At 59.1% G+C, this 10,425-nt stretch carries 7 protein-coding genes; 3 read left to right on the top strand and 4 right to left on the bottom strand.

All coding sequences use genetic code 11. The features are described from left to right. Window positions 1-119: 119 nt before the first annotated feature. From B3I26_RS12200 to B3I26_RS12190, 3 genes are all read right to left on the bottom strand, one after another. On the bottom strand, window positions 120-977 hold the full coding sequence (locus B3I26_RS12200) for a DUF4123 domain-containing protein (protein ID WP_296257949.1): 858 nt from the start codon (window positions 975-977) through the stop codon (window positions 120-122). Continuing rightward, a complete protein-coding gene (locus B3I26_RS12195; protein ID WP_296257947.1) occupies window positions 974-3,049 on the bottom strand; it encodes a type VI secretion system tip protein VgrG in 2,076 nt (691 codons plus the stop codon). The genes B3I26_RS12200 and B3I26_RS12195 overlap by 4 nt, the downstream gene beginning before the upstream one ends. A gap of 440 nt (window positions 3,050-3,489) precedes the next feature. After that, on the bottom strand, window positions 3,490-4,437 hold the full coding sequence (locus B3I26_RS12190; protein ID WP_296257945.1) for a LysR family transcriptional regulator: 948 nt from the start codon (window positions 4,435-4,437) through the stop codon (window positions 3,490-3,492). Window positions 4,438-4,687: 250 nt separating this feature from the next. Between B3I26_RS12190 and B3I26_RS12185 the strand changes: the two genes are divergently transcribed. The 3 genes from B3I26_RS12185 to mmsB all read left to right on the top strand — a co-directional run bounded on the left by B3I26_RS12185 (window position 4,688) and on the right by mmsB (window position 8,667). Then, a complete protein-coding gene (locus tag B3I26_RS12185; protein WP_296257944.1) occupies window positions 4,688-6,019 on the top strand; it encodes an MFS transporter in 1,332 nt (443 codons plus the stop codon). 67 nt (window positions 6,020-6,086) lie between these two features. Then, window positions 6,087-7,613, top strand: a complete 1,527-nt coding sequence (locus tag B3I26_RS12180) for a CoA-acylating methylmalonate-semialdehyde dehydrogenase (RefSeq protein WP_296257942.1) — start codon at window positions 6,087-6,089, stop codon at window positions 7,611-7,613. Between the two features lie 166 nt (window positions 7,614-7,779). Beyond that, window positions 7,780-8,667, top strand: coding sequence for a 3-hydroxyisobutyrate dehydrogenase (gene mmsB, locus B3I26_RS12175; RefSeq protein WP_296257941.1), 888 nt, complete (start codon window positions 7,780-7,782; stop codon window positions 8,665-8,667). Window positions 8,668-8,829: 162 nt separating this feature from the next. Here mmsB and argH read toward each other — a convergent pair whose 3' ends face one another. Then, window positions 8,830-10,257: an argininosuccinate lyase gene (gene argH / locus B3I26_RS12170; RefSeq protein ID WP_296257939.1), complete on the bottom strand. Its 1,428-nt coding sequence runs from the start codon at window positions 10,255-10,257 to the stop codon at window positions 8,830-8,832. Between the last annotated feature and the right edge of the window lie 168 nt (window positions 10,258-10,425).

Here is a 10,425-nt window from a genome sequence, read left to right as displayed (position 1 = left end):
CTCATAAGTGAAGTTTGGAGGCAGGTCTGCCGTAAAGGTGAAGCTCTCCTGCGTCCCCGTGGCACACCCTGAGCTCAGGACCATACAGCCGCCCAAGAGCAGGACTCTAATTGTCTGTCTCACAGCGGGGCTTCTGCTTGCCAAAATTGAATTGCTTGATAAACCCGCTCGAAATGAGCGTCCGGAGTTTCATCAGGGCGGGCTTGCCAGCGCTTTGCGAAGGTACCGTCTATTTCCTTCAAGCTCTGGATCAATAAGAACTCCAATTGCTCCGGCGCTTGCCAACCCCACGAGTCAGCCAAGGCCAACTGCGTGCTGAGCCATAGATCGGGGTCTTGTTGTTCAGCAATGCGGGCGTAGGCGTCAAGATGTTCGGCCAGCAGGTAGCGACGTGCATTGACCTCACGTATGGGTGCGGACTGTTCGCCCTCAACCGGCACCCCGCACCATGCAGGGCTTTCAGGAACAGGATGATTGCCCGGTTTGGGATTAGTGAGCGTTTCCCAGTGCTGACCCTGCCAGTAACAGACGCTGATAATGGGCCCCAAGTACCCCGGGATGGCCTCAGTGGTTAAGTGCTTCAGTGCGCGGGTCAGTACTCGGTTGTCATGGAAACGATAGAGCGCCTGATACGGTCGCGTCCCAACAATCAGACGCTCACGCCAATGTTTGGCCAGCTCCTGTAGAGCTGTCTCACGTGGAATACTGGCAAGCCAGCCCCAGTTCCTTTCAGGGGCCTTTAGCAACTCGTTCAGTTGTCCGTCTTCCGGGTTGCCGATAAGGAACAGGAAAGGCCCGGCATCCGCCAGGTCTGCTGCCGATGTCTCACTGTATAGACTGCAATACTGGTCATTATCGTGAGAGCCCAGCAGAACCTGACGGATTTGGCGTTCGTCCTCAGAGTCCAGAATTAGACACAGAAAATGCCCGAGTTGGCGTTGTTCGATCATCCATTGTTGAGCAGACATGCCGGTCATGCTGTGTCTCCTCCAGTCAGGCAAACACCGTTTTTGCAGACTTCGCAGATCGGGCAGAAATCAGGGCCTATGGCTTTTGAGAGGGCCATCAGGGCGTGCTGGGAAGGCGCAATTATTTGTGGGAGCGCTGCGGGAGCCATGAGCGCAGTCAATGCCCCCGGCAATATTGGATTGGCCGCAGTTCCTCCAACCGGGGCACCGCCGAGTTGAATATCAGAGCTGCTGAAGATCCCACCGTGACCCATCACGATGTGTTGACCGCCGGCCTTCAAGGTAATACTGGCGCCCGCATCCAGGATCAAATGAGCCCCGGCTTTCAGGTGAACTTCCTGACCTGCTTCGGCGACCAGCGTTTGCCCGACGCGGGTATGACTGCTGTTCGCTACCAATAAGTGGTCGTTGGCCTTGAGCTGAACTTTGCGGTCACCGGTGACAGTACGTTGGTCTTCAGCTTCCAACACGGCGATGCTGTTGCCCTTGATGGTTTCCTTACGCTCGTTACCGACTTCCAGACGGCTGTCGTTTTCAACTTTCTGTTCCATGTCCCGCTGAGCACGCAGGTAGATCAGCTCCTGGCCGCTGCGGTCCTCCAGGTGGAGTTCGTTGAAGCCCGTGCTGGCTGGTGAACTGCGGCTGCGAAATACGCTGCGGGTCTTGTGGGTGGGCAACTCGTAGGGCACTGGATTGGCACTGTTACTCAAGCAACCACTGATCAGGGGAGAGTCCGGGTCACCCTCCAGGAACGACACCAGGACTTCCATGCCGACCCGAGGGATGGTTACCGCGCCATGGCTGTTGCCCGCCCAACTGGTAGCGACACGCAGCCAACAACTGCTTTTGTCATCGGTCTGACCTCCGCGGTCCCAATGGAATTGCACCTTGACCCGCCCGTGTGGGTCACAATGGATTTCCTCACTTTTGGGGCCGGTAACCACAGCGGTTTGACTGCCAGGTATCCGAGGCTTCTCATAGGCCTGCTGTGGGCGATAGAACACGTCCCACGGAGTCGCCGTGAAGACGTTTCGGTAGCCCTGATGGAAATCATCCTTGCGGTCACTGGTGTGGCTGGGAAGGCTTTCCTCCAGAACCTGAGGTTGCAGGCCTTCGTGGCGAATCGAGGTCAGTAGCCAGAGGTCATTGCACTCTTGACGCGGGTGTTGGGACAGTTCGAGAAAGTGGCCGCTGACCAATGCGGGTTGATCACTTTTGCCTTCGGCCTGACGGTAATCTGCACGATGGCCTTCCAGAGCCCTCTTGCTCAACAGTTTGCCTCGCTCACGCTGAGTAAAACCACCTGGGTATTGGTAGTCTTCCAGATCAGGCTGTTCGTCTCGAGCGGCTGGGCGACAGTCCGCCTCCAGTGTGACGCGAGCGTTCTCAAAGTCGTAATCACGTTGCGTTGTTCGACTGGTTCGGGTCTCAAGACGAAGATTAAAACGTTTGATTACGGGCTCATCGGCAACCATGCCGCTGTCCTGCACATAGGGCGTTGGCCTGCTCAGCTTGGGGAATACGGTTTGGTCGTCCCCGAATACCAGTGCGTGCTCGTGTTGCGAGTGCTCAAAGTGGTAGTGGATACCTTCCTCCGAGCACAGACGCTGAATGTAGTGCAGGTCGGATTCGTTGTACTGGACGCAGTAATCGCGTGCTGGGTAGATTGAGCCCAACTGAAATTGGTAGGCGTCACGCTGGATGCCATGCTCTTCAAGAATCTGCGCAATGATCTGCGGGACGGTTTGTTGTTGGAAAATCCGTTGGTTGGTCCGATGCGCCAAATAAGCTAACTGCGGGACCAGCGTTAGACTGTAACGGGTCAACCGCTTACCGGAGTCCCCCTGTGCAATGCGGTAAATCTGCCCGTGAATACCAGCGTCACTGTCGTTGAATGCCAGGAAGGCTTGCTTGTGCAATAGGCTTTCGAGATCCAGGTCAGGACGTTCGCTGACCAGCTCAATATCAAACGAAAAGGGCGCGCTAATCGATTCTTGGCCAGTGAATGAGAGGACCTGAAGGTCGTGCTGGAAGTCGCTGATGGTGAGGCTGAAATGCGTTTGATGACTTGCGTTGAACATCCGTTGTTCCCTTCCAGACAAGTAGCATGGACCCACGCGCGGAACCAACGAACGATATTCCTGCGAGCTTGTGGGAGGCTGAAGTGAGCAACGCTAGCAAGCTATGGAGGGAAAAAATGTAGGAAGCGTCTTGAGTCGGGCCTGAATTATCCGAAGTTAATGATCGCGACTGGGAAGGCGCCGATACGGGTGTTTTGTGGCGTCTTGACCTTGGGTTTCAAGCAACGTGCTGCTCGGCGGGGGCAAGCTTCTTGCGCGCCTGAGCCTTACCCCGCACTTGCATGGGCCCACATGTGCTTGTGGGCGCCCCTGGTAGCCAAAGCATTCAGTGTCTGCAAATGCCATCCGGCTGTCACAAGTTGCGTCTCAGGGCCTGTCACAAGCCGTGACCACAACTTCTGACATCGCTACGATGTGGCGCCGTTAGTCCATGCCGGCACTCATTCTGCAAACCGAAGGCTAGGGGTTTCGCCCGACAATAACGGGCTATTGAGTTCGGTGACCTCGCGGATGTAATCCCACAACAACGTAATCCGCTTCAACTTGCGCAGATCCTCCCGGCAGTACATCCAGAATTGCCTGGTGATGTTCACGTCGTTCTCCAGCACCGGCAGCAATCGTGAGTCTTGCGCCGCCAAAAAGCACGGCAGGATCGCCAGCGCCCGGCCCTGCAACGCTGCGACGTATTGAGCGATGACACTGGTGCTACGCAGGTTCGCATGGACGCCGGGGAGCAGATTGTTCAGATAGAGCAGCTCGGGGCTGAATGCCAGGTCGTCGACATAGCTGATGAACGGCTGCCCGGCCAAGTCTTCGATTCTGTTGATTGGCGGGTGGCGATCCAGGTATTCCTGGGTGGCGTACAACCGCAGGGTGTAGTCGCACAGTTTGCAGCACACGTAAGGGCCGTGTTCCGGCCGCTCCAGAGCAATAACGATGTCGGCTTCGCGCTTGGACAGACTGATGAAGTGCGGCAACGGCAGGATATCCACCGAGATGGCCGGATAGATATCTGTGAAATGGGTCAACTGCGGCGTGATGAAAAAGCTGCCGAAGCCTTCGGTACACCCCATGCGCACGTGGCCGGACAACGCGACGCCGGAGCCTGAAACCTGTTCACAGGCAATGTGCAGGGTGCTCTCGATGGACTCGGCCGAGCCCAGCAGGCGTTGGCCTTCGGCGGTGAGCACGAAGCCGTTGTTGCGTGATTTTTCGAACAGCAACGTACCCAGTGAAGTTTCCAGCGAACTGATGCGCCGAGACACGGTGGTGTAGTCCACCGCTAGCCGTTTGGCCGCTGAACTGGCCTTGCGCGTGCGTGCTACCTCGAGAAAAAACTTCAGGTCATCCCAGTTCAAAGCGCCTAGGGATGTGATGTTTTTTTGCATGTCGAACCTGCTTTTATGTGCGTTCTTATTAGAAGTTTGCACATCTATACTCCGAAGTATGGGCCAATCCAACCGATGATCCTCCCGCTGTAGTTACACATGCTGCTGGCGGTGACATCGTTGAGGGCGCACCGCTGGCAGACCGCACGGCTACGACGAGCAGGATAAATACACAGAGCACGCCCGACTCAACACCGTATCACCCACATCGCATAACACCCTGCACAACAATAAATAAGCGGAGGAGTTTATGAAGAACGCTACTACGGCGGACGCGGGCGTACTCGACGCCAGTGCCGCAAGAAACAAGATCCGGTCCTACCGACTCGCCGGCGCGGCGAGCATGGCGGGCACGACCATCGAGTGGTATGACTTTTTTCTTTACGGCACGGCTGCCGCACTGATTTTCAACAAAATCTTTTTCCCTGCACTGGACCCGATCATCGGTGTGCTGGCGGCGTTCGCCACCTACGCCGTGGGCTTTCTCGGGCGGCCGCTGGGCGGAATCGTGTTCGGCCACTTCGGCGACAGGATCGGTCGCAAATCCATGCTGCTGTTCACCCTGATGCTGATGGGCATACCGACCATCGTCATTGGCCTGATTCCCACCTATCAGCAAATCGGTTACTGGGCCGCGGTGATCCTGGTGGCCATGCGCTTTCTGCAAGGCATGGCGGTTGGCGGCGAGTGGGGCGGGGCGGTGCTGATGGCGGTCGAACATGCCCCCGAAGGCAAGAAAGGCTTCTACGGCAGTCTGCCGCAAACCGGTGTGGGTGCCGGGCTGGTGCTGGCGTCGCTGGCCATGGCAATGGTGGCCAAACTGCCGGAAGCCGACATGCTCGCCTGGGGCTGGCGCGTTCCGTTTCTGGCCAGCGTGGTGTTGCTTGGCGTGGGCTGGCTGATTCGTCTGAAAGTCCCGGAATCACCCGACTTCGAAAAACTGAAAAAAGACAACATCGCGGTCAGGGTGCCTTTGTTCAAAGTGTTCCGCGAGCATCCCAGGGAAACCCTGACCATCATCGGCGCGCGCACTGCCGAGAACGCCTGGTTCTACATGTCTGTGACCTTCGCCTTGGCCTACGCCGCCAACCAGTTGCAGATCCCCCGCGCTGATGTATTGGGAGCGATTACCGCCGGGGCCGCCTTGTCACTGGTGACCATGCCGCTGTGCGGGCACATTTCCGACCGGGTTGGCCAGAAGCGCTTGTACTTCGCAGGGCTGCTGTTGCTGTGCGCCTTCGTTTACCCCTTCTTCGCCATGCTCGGCACTCGCGACCCGGTGCTGGTCTGGTGGGCAATGGTATTGGCGGTGGGCGTGGTGTTCCCGATCCTGTATGCGCCGGAATCGTTGCTGTTCGCCCGCCAGTTCCCCGCTGAAATCCGCTACAGCGGCATCTCGGTGTCGGTCCAGTTGGCCGGTGTCCTGGGCGGAGGTTTCGCACCGATGATCGCCACCGAACTGCTGGCCATGGGTGACGGCAATCCGCATTACGTGATCGTGTACCTGATCGGCATGGCGCTGATTGCACTGGGGTGTACGGCACTGATGAAGCGCGATCCGCTGCGAACCCCGGCCCTGTAGCGCGACGGCTACAGGTCAGCATTATCGGCACGCCCACCGGGCGCCCTTTCGAATGGAGAAACCTGCAATGAACGCTTCCTTGAATGAGAACACCACCACAGTGGCCCGCGTCAAACTGCTGATCGACGGCGAATGGGTCGATTCGCAGACCGCTGAATGGCTGGACGTGGTCAACCCCGCGACCCAGCAAGTGCTGGCCAAAGTACCCCTTTCCACTGGCGCTGAAGTAGACGCTGCGGTCGCTGCCGCGCACAAGGCGTTCAAGACCTGGCGCAACACCCCGATCGGCGCACGCATGCGCATCATGCTCAAGCTCCAGGCGCTGATCCGCGAACACTCCAAGCGCATCGCCGTAGTGCTCAGCGCTGAGCAGGGCAAGACCATTGCCGATGCCGAGGGCGATATTTTTCGCGGCTTGGAAGTGGTCGAACACGCGTGCTCCATCGGCACCCTGCAGATGGGCGAGTTTGCCGAAAACGTCGCAGGCGGCGTCGACACCTACACCCTGCGCCAGCCCATTGGTGTCTGCGCAGGCATCACCCCGTTCAACTTCCCGGCAATGATCCCTTTGTGGATGTTCCCGATGGCCATCGCCTGCGGCAACACCTTCGTGCTCAAGCCGTCCGAGCAGGACCCGATGTCGACCATGCTGTTGGTTGAACTGGCGATCGAGGCGGGTGTGCCAGCGGGAGTGCTCAACGTAGTGCACGGCGGCAAGGAAGTGGTCGATGCGATCTGCACGCATAAGGACATCAAGGCGGTGTCGTTCGTCGGTTCAACGGCGGTCGGCACGCACGTCTACGATCTGGCAGGCAAGCATGGCAAGCGTGTGCAGTCGATGATGGGCGCCAAGAATCACGCTGTGGTGTTACCGGACGCCAATCGCGAACAGACCCTCAATGCGTTGGTGGGAGCAGGTTTCGGTGCTGCCGGGCAACGTTGCATGGCGACCTCGGCGGTGGTGCTGGTGGGCGCGTCGAAGCAGTGGATTCCCGACCTGAAAGCCTTGGCACAAAAGCTCAAGATCAATGCGGGCAGTGAGTCGGGGACCGACGTCGGGCCGGTGATTTCCAAACGCGCCAGGCAACGGATTCTCGACCTCATCGAAAGCGGGGTGAAGGAAGGTGCGACCCTGGAACTGGACGGGCGTGACATCAAGGTCGCCGGTTACGAGGACGGCAACTTCGTCGGCCCGACGCTGTTCACCGGTGTGACCACGCAGATGCAGATCTACACCCAGGAAATCTTCGGCCCGGTGTTGGTGGTGCTGGAGGTCGACACTCTGGATCAAGCCATCGAGTTAGTGAATGCCAACCCGTTTGGCAATGGCGTCGGGCTGTTCACTCAAAGCGGCGCGGCGGCGCGCAAATTCCAGAGCGAGATCGACATTGGCCAAGTGGGCATCAACATCCCGATTCCAGTTCCCGTTCCGTTCTTCAGCTTCACCGGTTCACGCGGCTCCAAGCTCGGCGACCTGGGGCCGTACGGTAAACAGGTGGTGCAGTTCTACACGCAGACCAAGACCGTCACCAGCCGCTGGTTTGATGACGACAGCGTGAATGACGGCGTGAATACGACGATCAATCTACGTTGAATCCACCCGGCACGCCGAACTCAAGGGTGGCAGCGAGCTTACTTGCCAATGGCCACATCAGGGCTAGATGCCTTGTCTGGATGAATGCCTTCGCAAGCAAGCTCGCTCCCACAGTTGATAAGTGTTGGATGGGCCATCGGATTTGAATCTGAAAAGGAGAACAACAATGAAAATCGCATTCATCGGTCTGGGCAACATGGGGGCGCCGATGGCGCGTAATCTCATCCGCGCCGGGCATCAGCTGCATCTGTTCGACCTCAATCAGCAGGTGCTGGCTGAGCTCGCCGAACTGGGCAGCCGCATCAGTGAGTCGCCCAAACATGCCGCGCAAGGGGCCGAGCTGGTGATCACCATGTTGCCTGCCGCCGCTCATGTGCGTGCGGTGTACCTGAATGAAGACGGCGTGCTGGCGGGGATTTCCCCGGGCGTGCCGGCGGTGGACTGCAGCACCATCGACCCACAGACCATCCGCGAGGTGGCGGCAGTGGCGGCAAAACAGGGTGTGGTGGTGGGGGATGCGCCCGTGTCCGGCGGCACTGGCGGTGCCCAGGCCGGGACCTTGACCTTCATGGTCGGCGCCAGCCCGGACCACTTCACCCTGCTCAAGCCGGTCCTTGCGCAAATGGGCCGCAACATCGTGCACTGCGGCGATGTCGGCACTGGGCAAATTGCCAAAATCTGCAACAACATGCTGCTGGGCATCTCCATGATCGGCGTCGCCGAAGCCATGGCGCTGGGCAGTTCGCTGGGTATCGACACCGGCATCCTGGCCAACATCATCAACAGCTCGACCGGCCGTTGCTGGAGTTCGGAGATGTACAACCCATGGCCCGGCGTGGTCGAAACCGCGCCTGCATCCCGAGGTTACACCGGCGGATTCGGCGCCGACCTGATGCTCAAGGACCTGGGCCTGGCGACCGAAGCGGCGAAGGTTGCACGTCAGCCGGTGATTCTCGGCGCCGTGGCCCAGCAGCTGTACCAGGCGATGAGTTTGCGTGGTGACGGCGGGAAGGATTTCTCGGCAGTGATCGAGGGCTATTTGAACAAGGAATAGCTGTTGATCGACCGGTGCTGAATGTGAGCGGAATCTCGTTCCGTAGGAGCTTGCGGAGGTGGCGAAGGCGGCATGTCTGATACACCACCTTCGCCACCTCCCCAAGCTTGTGTCTTTAGCTCCCACCCATATCTCATCAAGCCGGTAAGTCGGCGGTGTGCATCAACCTCGCGGGCCGCTGTAGTCCCTGGCCCATTGCTCCTGCGCCACCAACTGCTGTTTGAACCGCTCGATCTGTTCAGCCACTCGTACCGGCGACGTCCCGCCCCAGCCGCTGCGTGCAGCCAGCGCAGCATCGAGCGTCAAGGCTTGCAGCACGTCAGGCGTCAGCCGGGCATCGGTGTTGGCGAGCATCTCAGGGGTCAGCTGTTCCAGCCCGATGTCCTGCGCTTCACACAGTTGCACCAGTTGTCCGGTGATCTCGTGCGCCTCCTTGAACGGCACACCGCGCACCGCCAGCCAGTCGGCGACTTCGGTGGCCAGGGTGAACCCCAAGGGCGCCTGACGCAGCAATTCTTCCTTGCGCACCGTCATGGTCCGCACCATCCCGGCGAAGGCCGGCAGCACCAGGTTCAGAGTGTCTACCGCGTCGAAAATCGCATGTTTGTCTTCGCTCAAGTCGCGGTTGTAAGACAGCGGCTGGGCCTTGAGCACCGACAGAATCGCCGTCAGCGAACCGATCAGCCGACCCGATTTGCCCCGCGCCAGTTCAGCGATATCAGGGTTCTTCTTCTGCGGCATGATCGAGCTGCCCGTGGCGTAGGCATCGTCGAGATCGACCCAGCGAAACTGCCGCGATGTCCAGATGCAGAACTCCTCGGCCATGCGCGAAATATTGATGCCCAGCATGCTGGCGCTGAACAGGAATTCGGCGACGTGATCGCGACTGGCAACCGCATCGATGGAATTTTCGCAGGGGCCGGCGTAACCCAGTTCAGCCGCCGAGCGTTGCAAATCGCGGGCAATTGCCGAGCCGGCCATCGCTGCGGCGCCCAAAGGCGAGAGGTTGAAGCGCTTGTCCCAGTCCTGCAGGCGCTGAATGTCACGATGGATCGCCTGCGCATGGGCCATCAAGTGATGGGCGAAAACGATCGGCTGCGCCTGTTGCAGATGGGTAAAGCCTGGCGCGATGGTGTCGATGTGCTGCTCGGCCTGGCCGACCAAGGCGTTTTGCAGATCCAGAATCGCTAGCGTCAGCTGGCGAATCTGATCGCGCAGAAACAGGCGCATGTCGTTGGCGGTCTGGTCATTGCGCGAGCGACCGGCGCGCAGTTTGCCACCCAGCGTGCCCAGGCGTTCGGTCAGCAGGCGTTCGATGAAGGTGTGCACGTCTTCATCCGCTGCGATGGGTGCGATGGTGCCCGCAGCGAAGTCGTCATTGATCGACTCAAGGGTCGCGATGATGCGGCGGGTTTCGTCCGCGTTCAGCAGCCCGGCGCGCTCAAGTTCGTGTGCGTGGGCCTTGGAGCCTGCGACGTCATAGGGCGTCATGCGGAAATACACGCTGGGCGAGCGCGACAGGTTAGCCATTGCAGGCGCCGGTCCGGATTTGAACCGCGCTCCCCACAAACGCTCAGTTGCATCAGACATTGGCCATTTCCCTCGAATACGTGGATTGCAGACGACTCAGGCGTCGACGACGTCGAGGGATGCTAGAAAATAGCGAGAGCGGGGGGAATGTTACAAATGGCAAGTGCACTTGGCAGAAATGGAAAGCTGCCCGACCCGACAGCAAATGCATGACAACTACGCAGCGTC

The sequence above is a fragment of the Pseudomonas sp. UBA5706 genome (assembly GCF_002419965.1).
Classification (GTDB): Bacteria; Pseudomonadota; Gammaproteobacteria; order Pseudomonadales; family Pseudomonadaceae; genus Aquipseudomonas.
Note: the sequence above shows the minus strand (reverse complement) of the source record. Positions and strands in the feature narration are given on the sequence as shown.

Excerpts from the sequence above, each read along its gene's own strand:
- B3I26_RS12190 (WP_296257945.1), bottom strand. The coding sequence starts at position 4,437 with ATGCAAAAAAACATCACATCCCTAGGCGCTTTGAACTGGGATGACCTG.
- B3I26_RS12185 (WP_296257944.1), top strand. The coding sequence starts at position 4,688 with ATGAAGAACGCTACTACGGCGGACGCGGGCGTACTCGACGCCAGTGCC.
- B3I26_RS12200 (WP_296257949.1), bottom strand. The coding sequence starts at position 977 with ATGACCGGCATGTCTGCTCAACAATGGATGATCGAACAACGCCAACTC.
- B3I26_RS12180 (WP_296257942.1), top strand. The coding sequence starts at position 6,087 with ATGAACGCTTCCTTGAATGAGAACACCACCACAGTGGCCCGCGTCAAA.
- argH (WP_296257939.1), bottom strand. The coding sequence starts at position 10,257 with ATGTCTGATGCAACTGAGCGTTTGTGGGGAGCGCGGTTCAAATCCGGA.
- B3I26_RS12195 (WP_296257947.1), bottom strand. The coding sequence starts at position 3,049 with ATGTTCAACGCAAGTCATCAAACGCATTTCAGCCTCACCATCAGCGAC.
- mmsB (WP_296257941.1), top strand. The coding sequence starts at position 7,780 with ATGAAAATCGCATTCATCGGTCTGGGCAACATGGGGGCGCCGATGGCG.